The organism is uncultured Chitinophaga sp. (assembly GCF_937898475.1).
Classification (GTDB): domain Bacteria; phylum Bacteroidota; class Bacteroidia; order Chitinophagales; family Chitinophagaceae; genus Chitinophaga.
Window position 1 is genome coordinate 218,967 of sequence record NZ_CALEJS010000012.1, and the last position, 17,115, is coordinate 236,081.

General features: G+C 50.7%; 16 protein-coding genes. 5 read left to right on the forward strand and 11 right to left on the reverse strand.

Annotated features, from left to right (window positions below):
- Positions 1-53 precede the first annotated feature (53 nt).
- Together Q0577_RS04285 and Q0577_RS04290 are read left to right on the forward strand one after the other, a co-directional pair.
- The gene (locus Q0577_RS04285; RefSeq protein ID WP_298733152.1) at positions 54-2,066 is read left to right on the forward strand and encodes a transglutaminase domain-containing protein; all 2,013 of its coding nucleotides are present in this window, start codon (positions 54-56) and stop codon (positions 2,064-2,066) included.
- A gap of 7 nt (positions 2,067-2,073) precedes the next feature.
- Positions 2,074-3,981, forward strand: coding sequence for a DUF3857 domain-containing protein (locus Q0577_RS04290; protein WP_298733154.1), 1,908 nt, complete (start codon positions 2,074-2,076; stop codon positions 3,979-3,981).
- A 69-nt stretch (positions 3,982-4,050) separates the two neighbouring features.
- Here Q0577_RS04290 and Q0577_RS04295 read toward each other — a convergent pair whose 3' ends face one another.
- The 3 genes from Q0577_RS04295 to Q0577_RS04305 form a co-directional block, all read right to left on the reverse strand.
- Positions 4,051-4,815, reverse strand: a complete 765-nt coding sequence (locus Q0577_RS04295; protein ID WP_298733155.1) for an SDR family oxidoreductase — start codon at positions 4,813-4,815, stop codon at positions 4,051-4,053.
- Positions 4,816-4,888: 73 nt separating this feature from the next.
- Positions 4,889-5,314 carry an AraC family transcriptional regulator gene (locus Q0577_RS04300; protein WP_298733156.1) on the reverse strand — a complete coding sequence of 142 codons (426 nt, stop codon included), beginning with the start codon at positions 5,312-5,314 and terminating at the stop codon, positions 4,889-4,891.
- 19 nt (positions 5,315-5,333) lie between these two features.
- Positions 5,334-6,596 (reverse strand): OmpA family protein, encoded by a 1,263-nt coding sequence (locus tag Q0577_RS04305; RefSeq protein WP_298733157.1) that lies wholly within the window; start codon positions 6,594-6,596, stop codon positions 5,334-5,336.
- Between the two features lie 441 nt (positions 6,597-7,037).
- Here Q0577_RS04305 and clpB point away from each other — a divergent pair, with 441 nt between their 5' ends.
- A complete protein-coding gene (clpB, locus tag Q0577_RS04310) occupies positions 7,038-9,659 on the forward strand; it encodes an ATP-dependent chaperone ClpB (RefSeq protein WP_298733158.1) in 2,622 nt (873 codons plus the stop codon).
- 98 nt (positions 9,660-9,757) lie between these two features.
- A complete protein-coding gene (locus tag Q0577_RS04315) occupies positions 9,758-10,237 on the forward strand; it encodes a nucleoside deaminase (protein WP_298733159.1) in 480 nt (159 codons plus the stop codon).
- Positions 10,238-10,344: 107 nt separating this feature from the next.
- On the opposite strand, the gene Q0577_RS04320 is transcribed toward Q0577_RS04315, so the two are convergent.
- The 4 genes from Q0577_RS04320 to Q0577_RS04335 all read right to left on the reverse strand — a co-directional run bounded on the left by Q0577_RS04320 (position 10,345) and on the right by Q0577_RS04335 (position 13,070).
- Positions 10,345-10,698 (reverse strand): zf-HC2 domain-containing protein, encoded by a 354-nt coding sequence (locus Q0577_RS04320; RefSeq protein ID WP_298733160.1) that lies wholly within the window; start codon positions 10,696-10,698, stop codon positions 10,345-10,347.
- An 11-nt stretch (positions 10,699-10,709) separates the two neighbouring features.
- On the reverse strand, positions 10,710-11,279 hold the full coding sequence (locus Q0577_RS04325; RefSeq protein ID WP_298733161.1) for a sigma-70 family RNA polymerase sigma factor: 570 nt from the start codon (positions 11,277-11,279) through the stop codon (positions 10,710-10,712).
- A 101-nt stretch (positions 11,280-11,380) separates the two neighbouring features.
- Positions 11,381-12,505 (reverse strand): hypothetical protein, encoded by a 1,125-nt coding sequence (locus Q0577_RS04330; RefSeq protein WP_298733162.1) that lies wholly within the window; start codon positions 12,503-12,505, stop codon positions 11,381-11,383.
- Entirely contained in the window at positions 12,495-13,070 is a 576-nt protein-coding gene (locus tag Q0577_RS04335; protein ID WP_298733163.1) for a sigma factor-like helix-turn-helix DNA-binding protein, read from the reverse strand. Before Q0577_RS04335 ends, Q0577_RS04330 begins: the two co-directional genes overlap by 11 nt.
- A 93-nt stretch (positions 13,071-13,163) precedes the next feature.
- On the opposite strand from Q0577_RS04335, the gene Q0577_RS04340 reads away from it, so the two are divergent.
- Complete coding sequence (locus tag Q0577_RS04340; protein ID WP_298733165.1) at positions 13,164-13,940, forward strand: C40 family peptidase; 777 nt, start codon at positions 13,164-13,166, stop codon at positions 13,938-13,940.
- A gap of 110 nt (positions 13,941-14,050) precedes the next feature.
- On the opposite strand, the gene Q0577_RS04345 is transcribed toward Q0577_RS04340, so the two are convergent.
- From Q0577_RS04345 to Q0577_RS04360, 4 genes are all read right to left on the reverse strand, one after another.
- On the reverse strand, positions 14,051-14,425 hold the full coding sequence (locus Q0577_RS04345; RefSeq protein ID WP_298733167.1) for a sulfite exporter TauE/SafE family protein: 375 nt from the start codon (positions 14,423-14,425) through the stop codon (positions 14,051-14,053).
- Positions 14,426-14,431: 6 nt separating this feature from the next.
- Entirely contained in the window at positions 14,432-14,971 is a 540-nt protein-coding gene (locus tag Q0577_RS04350; protein WP_298733169.1) for an inorganic diphosphatase, read from the reverse strand.
- Between the two features lie 390 nt (positions 14,972-15,361).
- Complete coding sequence (locus tag Q0577_RS04355; protein WP_298733171.1) at positions 15,362-15,823, reverse strand: DUF4878 domain-containing protein; 462 nt, start codon at positions 15,821-15,823, stop codon at positions 15,362-15,364.
- A gap of 318 nt (positions 15,824-16,141) precedes the next feature.
- Positions 16,142-17,101, reverse strand: coding sequence for a PhoH family protein (locus Q0577_RS04360; RefSeq protein WP_298733172.1), 960 nt, complete (start codon positions 17,099-17,101; stop codon positions 16,142-16,144).
- Positions 17,102-17,115: the final 14 nt, after the last annotated feature.

Here is a 17,115-nt window from a genome sequence, read left to right on the forward strand (position 1 = left end):
AGAGAAAAAACATAGTTTCGCCCCCGGATATTCTGTCATCATTATCCCTATATATGCAATTTAAAACCAAGGTCATGATCCTGGCCAGCTGTTTGTTAACTGTTTTGGGCACAGCACAGGAGAAAAACAAGATCAGATTCGGAAAAATATCCCCCGAAGATTTTCAGAAAACCAGTTATGATCTGGACACCGGCGCACACGCGGTCATACTTGCAGATATCGGCTCTTCTGAATTTGAAGCAGAGAAAGACCATTTCAGGCTGGTATTCAAACGCCACCGCCGCGTGAAGATACTGGACAAAGCAGGCTACGATGCCGCCACGGAAGAACTGTACCTGCGAAAGTTCAGCTATAACAGTGAAGACAAGGTGTCTAACCTGAAGGCAGCTACCTACAACCTGGAGAACGGAAAGGTGGTAGAAACAGCCATGGATAGCAAAAGTGTTTTTACAGAGAAGCTGGACGAGGATTTCATAAGAAAGAAATTCACGCTTCCTGCTGTGAAGGAAGGCGCTATCATTGAGTATTCCTATACCATTTATTCTCCCTCCACCAGCTACCTGCGCGCCTGGAATTTCCAGGGAGAATATCCCTGCCTCTGGAGCGAATATACAGTAGGGATCCCCGAGTTCTTTGATTTCATCTTTATTGCACAGGGCTATCATCCGTTCGAATCCAAAACGCGGGAAGATGTACGCAAAACCTTTGCTTTCCGCTTTGACAGGGAAAGTAGTTACGGCAGTAAAACAGGGCAGACAGACAGCTATTCTGTAGGCGCCAATGTAAGTATGTACCGCTGGGTGGCTAAGAACGTGCCTGCCCTGAAGGAAGAAAATTTTACCACCAGTATATCCAATCACATCAGCCGTATTGAGTTCCAGCTCTCTGCCCGTAAATATCCCGGCCAGGCAGTGGAAGAGGTGATGACCACCTGGCCCAAGCTGCGTGAGCTGCTGATGAAAGATGAATCATACGGCATTGCGCTGGGCAAGAACAACGGCTTTATGGGAGACGAAGTAACCATGGTTACCGCCGGCGCCACATCTGATGAAGAAAAGGCCAGGAGAATATATTACTACGTGCGTAACAATTATACCTGTACCGACCATTCCAGCCTTGCCATGGATAAACCGCTGAAAACGGTGTTCAACAGCAAGAGTGGTAATGTGTCGGAGATCAATATGGTACTGGTGGCGATGCTGCGCAAAGCCGGACTGAATGCCTACCCGGTGATCCTCAGTACCCGCAGCCATGGTTTTGCCAACCCCCTGTACCCGATGATCAACCGCTTCAATTATACCATCGCAGAAGTGAGCATTGGCGACAAAACCCATTTCCTGGATGCGTCCTATCCGCTGGGCTTTGATAAGCTGCATGTGTCCTGCTATAACGGTCATGCACGTATCCTGGATGAAGAGGTGACCGCAGTGCAGTTTGATGCAGACTCTCTCCTGGAGCAGAAGCTGACCTCCATCATCCTGCGCACGGAAGATGGTAAGCTCAAAGGAGCTTTCCAGCAGCGGCCCACCTACTTTGAATCTTATGCGCTCCGCAGCCAGGTGAAGGAGAAAGGAAAAGAAGAATATTTTAAGTCGCTCGACAAAGTATTTGCAAAGATCAGCAATCCTGACATTGAAGACCTGGACAGCCTGGAAACGCCTGTAATGGTGAAATACGAATTTGAATACGAGACAAACGATGAGGATATGATCTACCTCAATCCTATGTTCAGCGAAGCAACCCGGAACAATCCCTTTAAATCCCTTGACCGTAAATATCCTGTGGAGATGTACAGCGCGATGGATGAAATATATACGCTCAACATGGAGCTGCCCGCAGGTTATGATGTGGAGGAACTGCCCAAATCTACCCTGGTGAAATTCAATGAAGACGAAGGCGTCTTCCAGTATGTCATCGCCAGAACGGGCAATATCATCCAGTTCCGCTCCCGTATCAAACTGAACAAAGCCACATTCCCGCCGGAAGAATATGCTACGCTGCGCGACTTTTTTGATATGATTGTGAAGAAGCAGGGTGAACAGATCGTACTCAAAAAGAAAAAGTAACTATACAATGTACAGACTTTTAAACGTCTTATGCCTGTTGATGCTTTCGGGGTCAGCATTCGCAGGAGATCCTGTATACCCCGCATTAATGATACCCGCCGAACTGAAAGAAAAAGCCCATAGCGTTAAGCGCTGGGAGGAGATCAGTTTCAGGTTGGTATCCACGCATGAAACCCGGCTTACGGAACATTACGTGATCACCGTACTGGATCCGAATGGTGATGATGACGCCGCGCTCACAGCCGGCTACAGCAAACTGACAGAAATACGTTCCATCAGGGGCGTATTGTATGATGCCGCCGGCAAAATGGTAAAGAAGCTGAAACAATCCGACATTTCAGACGAAAGCTTCAGCAGTGGCGGTACCTTCGCCACAGACGACCGCGTAAAACGGCACAATTTTAACTATAACGTGTACCCTTATACGGTAGAGTACGAAATAGAGACGCGTTATAACAATACTTTCCTGTTCCCATACTGGCTGCCCCGCTCTGCCAGCAGCATGGCCGTAGAGCAAAGCCGGATGGTAGTGACGGTGCCGAAAGACTATCAGCTTCGCTACCAGGCCTACAATTTTGCCGGTAATCCGCAGGTAAGCGAAGAAAAGGATATGCGCACCTATACCTGGGAGGCAAAAAACATGAAAGTGGCTCCCGCACAGGTGTTTGCTCCTGCATTGTGGCGCAGGACCACCTTCATCAGGTTCTCGCCCAGCGAGGTAGAAATGGATAACTATAAGGGTAAACTCAATACCTGGGAAGATTTCGGCCGGTTTTTCTATGCCCTGAATGAGGGGCGGGACCAGCTGCCGGAAACGGTAAAACAAACCGTACACCAGCTGACAGATAACCTCAGCAGCCCTGCTGAAAAGATCAGCGCGCTGTATCGTTACCTGCAGCAGACCACCCGTTATATCAGTATACAGCTGGGTATTGGCGGCTGGCAGACTTTTGACGCGGCCACTGTGGCAGCTAAAGGTTATGGCGACTGTAAGGCGCTTTCCAATTATATGCAGGCGCTGCTGAAAGAAGCCGGTATCCGGTCTCACTATACCCTGGTACATGCAGGACCGGGTGAAAACGACTTCGATGAAACCTTCTCCAGCAACCAGTTCAATCACGTTATTCTCTGCGTGCCACTGGGTAAAGACACCACCTGGCTGGAGTGTACAAGTCAGTATATTCAGCCCGGCTATCTCAGTGGCTTTACCTCCAACAGGCCCGTACTGCTGGTAACCGAACAAGGCGGCAAGCTGGTGCGGACGCCCGTTTACAAGGCAGAACAGAACCTGCAGCTGCGCCGTATTGATGCACAGCTGCACCCGGATGGCAACCTGCAGGCGACGATCAGTACGCGTTCTACCTGCGAACAGCAGGATGACCTGCAGGAACGTTTCCACCGGCAGTCAAAAGAAAAGATTACGGAATGGATACGCACCTCTCTGTCCCTGCCCAGCTATGATGTAGCGCATTACGATTACAAAGTTGAAGAAGGCGCCATGCCCGCTATTCGGGAACAGCTTTCGCTGACCGCCCGCAATTACGCCAGCACCAGTGGCAAACGCATGTTCCTGGAGCCCAATGTACTGGCTAAATCCAGGTCGCGCATCACCACGGAAACAGATCGCCGTTCCGTTATCCATCTGCCTTTTGCCTTTAAGGATGAAGATACGGTGAACATCGCCCTGCCCGCCGGCTATGTGCCGGAGTCCATCCCTAAAGGAACAACACTGCGCACGCGTTTTGGCACCTACACATCTTCCATCACGGTAAAAGATAATACGGTTACCTATATACGTATCACACAGCACAACGGCGGCGACTATCTCCCCGATAGCTTCGCAGAACTGGAGAAGTTCTACGATGACATCTATAAAGCAGACCGTTGCAGGGTAGTGCTGGTGAAGCGTGAGTAGTCCATGGTCATGGTCCATAGTATGTCAGGGCAAAAGCAGCCGCCGGACATACTATGGACTATGGACTGTTTACAGCAACATTCCCCCGGATACCTCAATTCGCTGCGCGGTGATCCAGCGCGCATCTTCCGTACACAGGAAAGCGATCACCCCGCCTATATCTTCCGGCACACCTGCACGTCCCAGTGCAATGGCGCCTGCTATCATATCTTCAAAGCCTTCGTGCGAATCAAATGTTTCCCTGGTGAAGTCTGTCTTGATGATCCCGGGCGCTACCACATTGGCTGTAATACCCCTGCTGCCCAGCTCTTTGGCCAGGTATCTTGTAAATACCTCGATAGCGCCTTTCATAGCAGCATAGGCCGCAAATCCGGGGGTAACAAAGCGCGCCAGCCCGGTAGACAGGTTAATGATGCGGCCATTGTCCGCCAGCAACGGTAAAGCTTTCTGGGTGAGAAAATAGACGCCCTTGAAGTGTACATTCAGCAGTTCATCGAATGCTGCTTCTTCCGTCTGGGGAATTAAAGACGGGCGGTTAATACCTGCATTGTTCACCAGGAAATCAAACTGGCCGGTTCCCCATTTATCCTGTAACAACTGTGATAGCTGTGCAATAAAGCCGTCAAATGATGCGATGTCTGCTACGTCCAGCTGTACTACGGCAGACTGCCTGCCCATTCCGCTGATGGTAGCGGCCACGTCCTCCGCTTCCTGCCGCTTGCCGCGGTAAGCAATGATCACGTCAAATCCTTTTTCTGCGATACGCAGCGCCGCATCTTTTCCTAATCCGCGGCTGCCGCCGGTTACCAGTGCAATTTTGTTCCTTGCTGCCATAAATTGTAATGTTTAAAAGTGATGGCACAAAATTGCGACAGGGCGCCGGCAGAATTATGGTGACTACTTCAGATTAAATGGTGACTGTTTCCGTTTTTTTAACCGGGCTATGGGCCTGCTGCAGCCACTGCTCCCGGTACTGTTTGGGGGTCATCCCCTCAAAACGTTTGAAGAACTTGGTGAAGTTGGAAGGGTCAAAAGTAAGCCTGGCCGCTATCTCCGCCACGGGCTGTCGGGTATCCCGGAGCATGGCGCGGCTGATATCCATGATCCTGGCTTCCATAAAATCGCAGGGCGACTTACCGGTGCTGAGCTTAATGGTATTGCTCAAATGGGTGGGATGTATGAATTGCAGGGCGGCAAAATCCCTGATCTCGAACATATCTGCCGCTTTTCCGCTGAGGATGTCATCCAGGTGCTGATCTACATGCAGGAGGAAGGCAGCAGTGATCTCCTGCTGCCTTGCCAGTATCTTCTTAGGGAGTTTGGACGCGCCCATTCTTTTTTTCGTAAAGTTATCATTTCTTCCGTACACTTACGGAGATACGGCGGTCCTTCCTCCTTTCCTCGTCAGGTGCCGTAGCATCGGCTTTTGCAAATTGGGAGCCGTAGCCTTCTGCTCCCTCCAGCTGGCGGCTGGCGGTACCAAGGTTTTTCAGTGAGGCCAGCACGGTATCTGCCCGGGCCTGCGATAATTGCTTGTTAGCCAGGCTGTCGCCGGAGCGGTCGGTATACCCGCCAATTTTTATCCTGGAAGTAGGAAACGCCTTCAGGATGGCCGCAATATGCTGTACCTGCTGCCGGCTGTCCTCCGTTAATTCGGCGCTGCCCGTCTTGAAATTCAGGTTGTCAAAGTCAAACCACACATCTTTTCCCGCCTGCCGGCTGTCGTCTTTCAGAAAGGCCACCAGCTGATCTTCAATGCCTCCCTTATAGGCGTTCAGCGTTACACCATCCGGCAGCGTTACCTGCACGCTTTCCCGGCTGGGCGCAGGGGTAGCCACCTGTGCTATGGCCGTGTCTATCAGGTTGTCTGTAGCCACCGTATCGCTGACAGATTCGGTGGTGCTGCCGCCGCCACAGCCCCTGGCCAGGTACCATAGCAGGATGATGGCAACCAGTATCAGCAGCAGCGACCAGATCCAGCGGTTGCCCGCAGTACGGGTGGCCGTTTCACCGATGTCGGCAGTTCTGGCGCTCAGTCCGCCCGTTGCGCCAGACAAGCGCTTACCCAGCTCAGACAGGCTGCCGAGTCCCAGTAATCCGGCCAGGTTGAAGCCCGAAGGCACCGCCCCCAGGATATTATCTTTCTGGCTGTTCAGGTAGGCCAGGAACCCCGGGCCACTCAGGTTCTCTTCCGCGGCATATTCGCCCGTTACCCCCAGCGCGGCCGGTGTGGCGGCATTGAGCAGCGCATTGGCGGATGCAGCTTTAATACCGGCGTACGTGGCCACCGCGCCCACCACTGTACTTACTTTACTGCCAAACAGGCTTTGCAGCCATTCCATCCCCCGGCTCACCCAGCTGTCTGATCCGCTCTGCAGTGAACTGATAATGGCAGTGGTTGCATTGGCGCCAACGGCATCCCTTGCAATGTTCAGGGCGCCATCCGCATCGCCCTGCGGCCCCGCTTTATGTAAAAGGCCCGTTAATATGGTCGGTATTATACTGTTCACCGCTTTCTGAACCCCCTGCTCGCTCTCACCCAGCCGCGCCGCAGCCTGGGAAATAACATCACCGGTAAAAAGCCCCTTAATGGTGTTTAGTAGATCGAAAGACATCTGGTGCTGATTTAGAGATGAAAGAATAAGCTATTAGCTGATAACCCCCCAATTGTTCCTTTGCCTTTAACTGCCGGCTGGCCGCCAGTATTAATTGACCAAGCCAATAGCTAACCGCTAACTTTCTAACATCTCTCCCCCCGATTTGTTTAAAATACTTTTCCTGAAAAATTAACAGTCAGGCGCTTATAAAACTGAAAAAAGAGCAGGATGTTTCACTTAAACCTGTCAAAATAACGGCAAAACAAGCTTGGATCGCCTTTTGTTAACAAGATGGAAAGTTTGCTGTTTGACATTTGACGTTCGCCGGAGGTTGCAGATACACAAATATTCCAGGTACATAAACAACAGCCTGGCCACAAAACCCAACCTCCATCTTCTAACGAACCTCAAACCTCAAACTTTAAACTTCAAACTTTAAGAGGAGAAAACTTTATAATAATGAATCTCAACAATTTTACCATCAAATCTCAGGAGACCTTGCAAAAGGCCCAGCAGCTGGCGTTCAACAACCAGCACCAGGCCATTGAAACAGGGCACCTCCTGAAGGCTTTGCTGGATGATGACGATAACGCTATAGAATACCTGCTGAAGAAGAATGATGTGAATGTGGGCTTTATCTCAGGCAAGCTGGATGAACAGCTGAACAGGTACCCCAGGGTATCCGGCGGCACAGAACCCGGACAAACCCTGAGCCGCGAGGGCAACAACGCCCTGCTGCGCGCCGGCGCTTCCATCCAGGAATTCAAAGACGAGTTTGTGAGCGTGGAACACCTGCTGCTCGGCATCCTGGGCGGCAATGACGATACCGCCAAGCTGCTGAAAGACGCCGGCTTAACGGAGAAAGGCCTGAAAGCCGCCATCCGCGACCTGCGTAAAGGCAATACCGTTAATTCCCAGACAGCAGACACCCAGTACAACGCCTTACAGAAATATGCCAAGAACCTCAACGAGCTGGCGAGGGCGGGTAAGCTGGACCCCGTAATAGGCCGCGATGAAGAGATCAGGAGAACCCTCCACATCCTTTCCCGCCGCTCCAAGAACAATCCCATCCTGGTGGGTGAACCGGGGGTGGGTAAGACAGCGATCGTGGAAGGACTGGCCCACCGTATCATCAATGGCGACGTGCCCGATAACCTGCGCAGCAAGATCATTTATGCCCTGGATATGGGCGCACTGATGGCCGGCGCCAAGTATCGCGGTGAGTTTGAAGAAAGACTGAAATCGGTCGTGAAGGAAGTATCTGAAAGCGAAGGACAGATCATCCTGTTCATCGATGAGATACATACCCTGATAGGCGCCGGTGCGATGGAAGGCGCCATGGATGCCGCCAACATCCTGAAACCCGCCCTGGCCCGCGGTGAACTGCGTGCCATCGGCGCTACCACGCTCACAGAATACCAGAAATATTTTGAAAAAGATAAAGCCCTGGAACGCCGCTTCCAGCGTGTATTCGTGGACGAGCCCAGCGTGGAAGACGCCATCTCAATACTGAGAGGGCTGAAAGAACGCTACGAAAGCCACCACCATGTACGTATAAAGGACGAAGCCATCATCGCCGCAGTAGAGCTGTCGCACCGCTATATCACCGACCGCTTCCTGCCCGATAAGGCCATAGACCTTATCGATGAAAGTGCAGCCAAGCTGCGCCTGGAAATGAACTCCATGCCCGAAGAACTGGATGAACTTGAAAGAAGGATCCGCCAGCTGGAAATAGAACGGGAAGCCATCAAACGGGAAAATGATGAAACCAAACTGGCAGAGCTGAACGCGGAAATCGCCCGGCTGAGTGAAGAACGCAACACCTTCAAGGCTAAATGGCAGCAGGAGAAAGAGATAGTAGACAAGATACAGAATGCGAAAGCCGCCATTGAAGACCTGAAACAGGAAGCCGAACAGGCAGAACGTAATGGCGACTATGGTAAGGTGGCGGAGATCCGCTACGGCAAGATCAAGGAACAGGAACAACAGGTGGCCAGATCTACAGAAGAGCTCAACCAGCTGTCTGATAACCACAAACGCCTCCTGAAAGAAGAAGTAGATGCAGAAGATATTGCCGAAAGCGTAGCCAAGGCCACCGGCATACCGGTAACCCGCATGATGCAGAGCGAACGAGATAAGCTGATACACCTGGAAGATGAACTGCACAAACGCGTAGTAGGACAGGAAGAAGCGATCATCGCCGTGGCAGATGCTATCCGCCGCAGCCGCGCAGGACTGCAGGACCCGAAGCGCCCCATCGGCTCTTTCATTTTCCTCGGAACAACCGGCGTTGGTAAGACAGAATTGGCCAAAGCCCTGGCAGAATACCTGTTCGACGATGAAAGGATGATGACCCGCATAGACATGAGCGAATACCAGGAGAAACACGCCGTAAGCCGCCTGGTGGGCGCGCCTCCGGGTTATGTAGGTTACGAAGAAGGCGGCCAGCTCACAGAGGCCGTACGGCGCAAGCCTTACTCTGTAGTGCTGCTGGACGAAATAGAGAAAGCACACCCGGATACTTTCAACATACTACTGCAGGTGCTGGATGATGGACGCCTTACCGATAACAAAGGCCGTGTGGTGAACTTCAAGAACACCATCATCATCATGACCAGCAATATGGGCAGCCATATCATACAGGAGAACTTCGAGAATATCAATGAGAAGAACAGGGAAGACATTGTAGACAGCACCCGTGAAGAAGTGCTTAACCTGCTGAAACAAACCATACGGCCCGAGTTCCTCAACAGGGTGGATGAAGTGATCATGTTCCAGCCGCTGATGCGCCAGGAGATCAAGGGCATCATCAACATCCAGCTGGAACAGCTGAAAGAGCTGGTAGCCCGCAACAGTGGCCTTAACCTGCAGTTCTCTGATTATGCGCTGGAATACCTGGCGGTACAGGGCTATGACCCGCAGTTTGGCGCACGCCCGCTGAAACGCCTGGTCCAGAAAGAGATCGTGAACCTGCTGAGCAAGAAGATATTGTCAGGCGAGATTGATAAAACAAAGCCGGTACTGATAGATGTGTTTGACGGAGTAGTGGTGATCAGGAACAATGGTAACGGCCATCATTAAACGATTGCATAGAAAGTTAACGATATACAGTTACAGGTAACACCCGGGCGATTCATCGCCCGGGTTTTTTATTTAAATTTGGATTAAACAGATCATTTATGATAGGTGAAAGAGAAAAACGGTTTATGCAGATGGCGGTGGACTTATCCAGGAAGGGAATGGAAAACGGCGATGGCGGCCCTTTTGGTTCCATTGTAGTAAGAGGGGAGGAGGTGGTAGGCAGCGGCTGGAACCAGGTGTTGCTGCTTAATGATCCCACCGCGCATGCAGAAGTGGTGGCCATCCGTGAGGCCTGCAAAAAGCTGGGCACTTTCCAGTTACATGATTGTGAGATCTTTACCTCCTGCGAACCCTGCCCCATGTGCCTGGGCGCTATCTACTGGGCAAGGCCCCTGCGGGTCTATTTTGCCAACACCAAAGATGATGCGGCAGCTATTGATTTCGATGATTCCTTCATTTACAGGGAAATAGCGGTGCCCCACAGCGATAAAAAGATCCCCTTTATCTCTTTTCCCGACACCGGCGCGCTGCAGGTCTTCAAAGACTGGAAAGAAAAAGGGGACAAAACGCTTTATTAAGTTTGAGGTTGGAGGTTTGTTAAAGGTTGCAGGCTGAAGACGAGTGACTTAGCCGGAACACTTAGCTGAACTTCCGACTTCTAACGAACCTCAAACCTCAAACCCGACTATTTGATAACGAAATACATCGTCCAGAATCCTGCCAGCAGTAAGAACAGCACTGCCAGCACGATCAGTACCAGCTGTATATAATAGTCTGCCGGTCTTCTGCGCCTGGTTTTTTTGCGCAGTTTACGCAGGATGTTCCATTTCATCTCCCTCACCCAGATGGGGATACGTTCCTTCTGCTCGATGGCGGTCAGTCCTTCCAGTGCGTCGCTGCACAGTTCACAATCCGTCACATGTTTCTCTACTTCATGCTGCTCTCCCGGGCTGAGCCTGCCCTGTATATAGTCCAGCAGCTGTTGCTGTCCGGGGCATTTCCTGGTACTTACAAATATGTCATTAAGATCCGCTTTCACTGTATTGCAAATTATCGTTTATGGGTTGGCTGCTTTTCCAGCAAATGTTTCAGGTTTCGTTTTCCGTTCTGTATATAGCTTTTGACCTGCAGCATGCTGTACCCCGTTTGTTCGGATATCTGCTGGTAAGATTTTTTTGACAGGTAAAAGAGCTCCACACAGGTCCGTTGTTCCTTATTCAGCAGTTCCAGCGCATGTTCCATATTTTCCAGCTGCTGGTCTTTTTCCACAAAGCCTGCAGTGTCTTCCTGCGCCGCTGTGCCTGGCATATGCTTATCCGTTATTTCCTCCTGGTAGCGGGTATGTTTCTGACGCAGCTGCATCAGGCAGTGGTTTTTGGCTACCTGGTAGATCCAGGCCCGGAAGAACTGAATTTCATGTTTATTGATCTCTGAAAGTACTTTGAGGAACACTTGCTGTACGCTGTCCCTGGCGTCCTCTTCATTCTTCAGGTATTTCATGCACATACCCAGCAGCAGTACAGCATAACGGTCAAACAGGATGCCGATCCAGTCACTATTCCCGTCTGTCTTGTAGCGCCGTAATAGATCTTCGTCAGTTAGTGGCAGGTTGTTATTCACAGGTTAAGTAAGAATGCTTATCAATAAGATGAACAAAGCTATTAAATTCCATAATTAAGCGGTGGCAGCGGGCATAGCATCTTTGTGTCAAACGCTTATTGTCAGAGGTTGTCCAGTGCCTGTTGTGCGGCCTGCTTCATTGTTCCATCCATGCGTACCACTTCCTTGAACATGCGTTTGGCTTTACCTGTCTGTCCTTTGCTGCGGTAGCAAACGGCCATCTGGTAACGGGCCATTTCTCCCACCCGCCCCGTGTTGGCAGTGAGGCGTTTATACCGGGAGATAGCTTCATCCAGGTTGCCCTGTTGCTGGTACACCATGGCAGCGCGGTACAGGTATTCGTCTGTATCCACAACAGTGGAAGAGGAGGGGGCAGCCTTGGTGGCAGCAGGTTTACTGGCATTGCTGCTGCTTTCCGCTTTCTCTTTGCCGGCAGTATTGTTATCGTCCTGTTTTACAGGTTTTTCTGTTTTATCAGCAGTGGCGGCAGCCATCACAGGCGTATCTTTTTTTACTGTATGCCTGGCCACACTGTCTTTAGCGGCCGCTTTCTTCCGCAGGGAGTCTGCTGCCCTGGCGGCGGCTACTGCCGCGGCTTTCCGGGCAAGACTGTCTTCCGCGGCTTTTTTAAGTGCGGCGGTTTTGGCGCTGTCATTTGCAGCCGGCGGTGGTGGCGTTACCGTGGCCGGGGGCGTTGTAACCGCGCCGGTGGATGAGGCCAGTGTTACCGGCCTGGTTTGCAGGGTCTGGCTGTCTGTTGCGGGGGGCGGTGAGGCGGCCATCGCGGCAGCAGGTACTACCGGTACCGCTGCAGGCCGCGCCATTACTGGTTTATTGCGGTTATACTGCTGCATCAGGTACATCAGGGCGCCACCGCCTGCAATGAAGGCTACCAGCCAGAAATAGATCAGCATACTTTCCCTTTTCTTCGCCTTGCGTACGTAACGTTCCATTTTCTGCAGCTGTGAAACGGGTTTGATGCTATCCCTGATATATTGCTGGATGCCGTTGGAAAGACGCACGTACTTTTCCAGCTGACCTTCCTTATGCAGGATCTGTAAGGCATCGAAGCACAGGTCGCAATCTACCAGGTGCTGCTCTACCAGGTGTTTCTCAATATCCGTCAGCCTGCCTTCCAGGTACCTGGGCAGCTGATCTTTGTTGAGACAACGCACACCGGCAAAGATCTTGAGCAATCGTTCATTATAGCTGATACTATTTGACATGGGATTGATTCGTGAGTTGCATCGCCAATCTGCTCTTGGCTTTTTTAAGGAGATGCCGGACCTTATCGGGTGTATATCCTTTCTGAGCAGCCAGATCGGCAAAGGTTTTATTTTCCAGATAAAATTGTTCTACCAGATACCGGTCGTCTGTACTCAGCCCGGCAAGCGCCTGTTGTATCTGGGTGATCAGTGTTTGTTTTTCTATTGTATTTGAAGCGGCTTTTTCAACCCTGTTTTCAGTATGCAGTTGTTCTCTCGCTTCCCTGGAAGGGTAATAGGGGATCTGCTTATCCGGATGGGCAAAATAAGTTCTGGCGGTCTGGTGCACCCACTCACTGGCTTTCTGGATACTCTGGGTTTTCAGGCCGTTGCTCAGGCGTTGCAGCAGCGAGGGGAAAAGGGTCTGGGCATTGGCGCCGGCGTTATTTTTCAGGGCCGGCAGGCAAATGGCTACCAACAGGTGGCTATACCTTTCCAGCAGCACGCCTTCGGCCTCCCGGTCCTTTAATTTCCTGGCCCGGGCTATCAACTCTTTGTCGGAAAGATTACTTAGTTGTTGGTACATTGCCTTATTATATATATTTACGTACAAATGCGAAAATGGTTCATTTATTTGCGCATTATTCCATAAAATAATAACATACTATTTACAATTAATATGCCATACGCCATCATCGTAGTACCGGTGAGTCCCATACGTGCGGAGCCGTCTCATCGTAGTGAAATGATTTCCCAGGGGTTATGGGGAGAATGCGTCACACTCCTCGAAACCGGCAGCGACGGATGGGTGAAAATTAAGAACCAGTACGACGCTTATGAGGGCTGGACCACCGTTAGTCACCTCGAAACCATTGACCAGCAGTTATTTGATGCGCCTTACACCCATTATGCGCCTCACTGGGTTACGCCCGTGAGCCTGAACAACTGGCCCATGTACATTCCCTATGGTTGCCTGATCAAAGCGGAACCGGGTGCTAAGCAAACAAGCTGGGGAAAGACCACGGTACAGTTTGAGGAAATACTCCCGCTTGCTTCCGCCGCCAGCGGGGATGTGCCGCAGCAGCTGATGCGCATCGCCTCCCGCTTCCTGAATACCGGCTATCTCTGGGGTGGCCGTTCTGTGTTCGGAATTGACTGCTCAGGCTTTACCCAGTCTGTTTTCAAACTGCTCCAGGTTCCCCTGCAGCGTGATGCTTACCAGCAGGCCACCCAGGGACAGACGGTAGACTTCCTGCAGGAGGCCCGTACCGGCGACCTGGCCTACTTCGATAATGCCGAAGGCCGCATTACGCACGTAGGCATCCTCCTGAACGATCATGAGATCATGCATGCATCCGGCAAGGTAAGGATAGACCCCATCGATAACCAGGGCATCATCAACAAAGACACCGGCCTGCGTACCCACCAGCTGAGGATCATAAAACGCGCTTTGTAATTTAAGAGCCAACTACCTGATAGTTTGGAGGTTTGAGGGTTTGAACGTTTGAAGCTGTCCTGAAGCGTTGGGGCACAATCAAACTTTTAAACTATCAGACTTTTAAACGCTCAGTTTTTGTCGAAGAACAGTATTTTGATCGCAATGGCGATCATGAGGATCGCAAACACCTTTTTGATCAGTTGATCGGGCAGGGTAACCGCCAGCCTGCCGCCCAGGTATCCGCCCGCCACGAAGCCGGCGGCTATGAACAGCACATAACGGTAATCAATATAGCCCTGCCGGTAGTACTGCAGCACGGCCATGATACCAACGGGGAACATCAGCAGCCCGAGGGTGGTGCCCTGGGCCTGGTGTTGCGATAAACCGAAAAGATACACCAGGGCCGGTACTATAATAATACCGCCCCCGATGCCTACTACACCGCTAAAAACGCCTGCCAGCACGCCCAGGGCTATCAAGCCCAGGATAATGGGAAGGGACATGCGCAATTATTTATTGGTGAACATTTCATCGTACAATTTAATGCTTTCTTCGATGATCCGCTCTGCCACCTGTTTGTTCTGGAATTCCTCCACCTTCACGGTCTTGTTCTCCAGCTTCTTGTATTCTTCAAAGAAGTGGCGCATTTCTGCTATAAAATGGGGAGGCAGTTCCGAGATGTCGTTGATATGGTTCACACTCATATCATTGGCAGCAACCGCAATGATCTTATCGTCGGCCTCGCCGCTGTCTATCATCTGCATAACGCCTATTACCTTGGCTTCCATGATGCACAGGGGCACTACGTCTACCTGGGAAAGGATCAGGATATCCAGCGGATCATGATCATCGCAATAAGTGCGCGGTATAAAGCCATAGTTGGCCGGGTAATAAACGGAAGAATATAACACCCTGTCCAGTTTCAGCAGCCCGCTTTCCTTATCCAGCTCGTATTTGGCACGGCAGCCTTTCGGAATTTCGATGATTGCATTTACAATGTGAGGCGCTGCTGATCCGGGACTAACACTATGCCATGGATTTGTTGTCATAATCTGCTTTCTTTTATTGTTTCTCCAATTGAAAATAACTACGATATTGTTTCACTGTTTACCCTGCCGCAAGCGGTTGACGTATAAATGGTTGGCCATAAGCATTTCCGGCAGCGCTGGCAAAAATAAAGCACTAAATCCAGATTCCAAATTCAATTAATAATTAAGCATTAATAATTAGGCATTAACGGGACGTATGGCCAGCGGAAAAGCAGGCGGGCTACAATGGGCAAACGGTAACTAAAAGTCTTGATAAACGGCACTTGTTCCCGGCCATACATTGGGCTGAGGGGAATCAAATTAATAGTTAACAATTAATAATAAATAAAACTTGTGCCCAACCGGAACACCCGCCGCTCCGGAATTATTCATTCCTGATTAACGCTTAATTTATTTGACGGGTGGCGCCATCAACGTATCGGCAGGCATCATGGTGCTGGAATCAAAAGAAGCCGGAGGTATATAATTCGGGATAATGCTCTCAAAGGTTAGGGAGATCTTCCACTGGCCATGCTCTTTTACCAGCTGCAGCATTTCTTTCTGTTTGGAAGATGAGTTAAGCACGGTAACAGTTGCCTTATCGCCATTTTCTTCGCTGTCTATCACCTCTATTTTTGCATTCTTGATCTTTTCACGCTCAGCGTCATTGCGACGGGCGTCAAAGAAGGAGTAAAGTTGTATTACCTGTTGCGACTCTTTGGTGGCGTATTCCCTGGCCTGTTCAAAATTGGATTCCTGTATCGCATGCATAAATTCGAGCGCAACTTCCTGAGGAGTAGCCCGTTTTTTACAACCGCTCAACATAATTCCCGTTATAAAGGCCAGGGTAAGAATTCGCAAATAATTGGTCATGCAGTTGCTGAATTAAAATATCATTAACAAAAATAGGGGGAAAGTCGAAATCTACAAAAGAAAGCAGCATGCTATGTGCGACAAATGCAACCTACCCTGTACAACGTCCCCAAATTTCAGGCGTTGAACATACTATAAACGCTGTTAACGAAGTGTTAATTGTGGACAAAGTCCACACTTGTGTTGCCAGCTATCAGCTGTTAGCTTTTGGCTTTTAGCTATTTGCCGCAGCTGCCGTTTGCCAATAAATTAATACCAGGCATACCAGTTCCGCTTGCCAAGCTAACAGCCAACAGCTAACAGCCAACTGCTCATTCCTTAGTGTTCCTCTCTTTCCTTTGCTCCTTCGTACGCCTTGATAATGGCCTTCACCAGGCGGTGCCTTACCACATCTTCTTCATCCAGCTGCAGGTAGCCTATGCCGTCAATATTCCGGAGGATCCGGGTGGCTTTCTCCAGTCCGGATTTCTGGTTCTTGGGCAGGTCTATCTGTGTCAGGTCTCCGGTGATGATCGCTTTGGCAGAGGCCCCGATACGGGTAAGGAACATTTTCAGCTGCAGGTCCGTAGCATTCTGGGCCTCATCCAGGATAATGAAAGAGTTGTCCAGTGTACGGCCACGCATATACGCGAGCGGCGCAATTTCAATGACGCGGTTGGTCATAAAATAGCTGAGTTTATCAGCCGGTATCATATCGTCCAGTGCGTCGTACAGCGGACGCAGGTATGGATCGATCTTCTCCTTCAGGTCGCCGGGCAGGAAACCCAGGCTTTCGCCGGCTTCCACCGCGGGGCGGGTAAGGATGATCTTACGTACGGCCTTGTTCTTGAGCGCACGTACTGCCAGCGCTACCGCTGTATAGGTTTTACCTGTACCTGCGGGGCCAATGGCGAACACGATGTCGTTCTTCTCTGCCAGGGCCACCATTTTCTGCTGGTTGGCGGTCCGGGCCCTTACGGTACGGCCATTCGGACCAAACACCAGCACATCGTTCGGGTTGCGCTCGGTAAAATTGTCCACGCTGTCTTCGTCGCCCAGCAACTGTTCAAAGTAACCTTCTGTGAGGTTGCCGTTACGTTCCAGGTACTTCACGATCTGGCCAATCTTATCCTTGGCGGTGGCTACCTCTTCAGGCGCCCCGGATAATTTCAGCTGTGTGCCCCTGGAAAGTATCTTCAGCAGCGGGAATTTCTTTTTGAGCAGATCGAGTTTTCCGTTATTAACCCCGAAAAACTCGATAGGGTTGATGCTATCGAGGTTGATGATTGATTCTGTCAAATTCTAGTACGGTT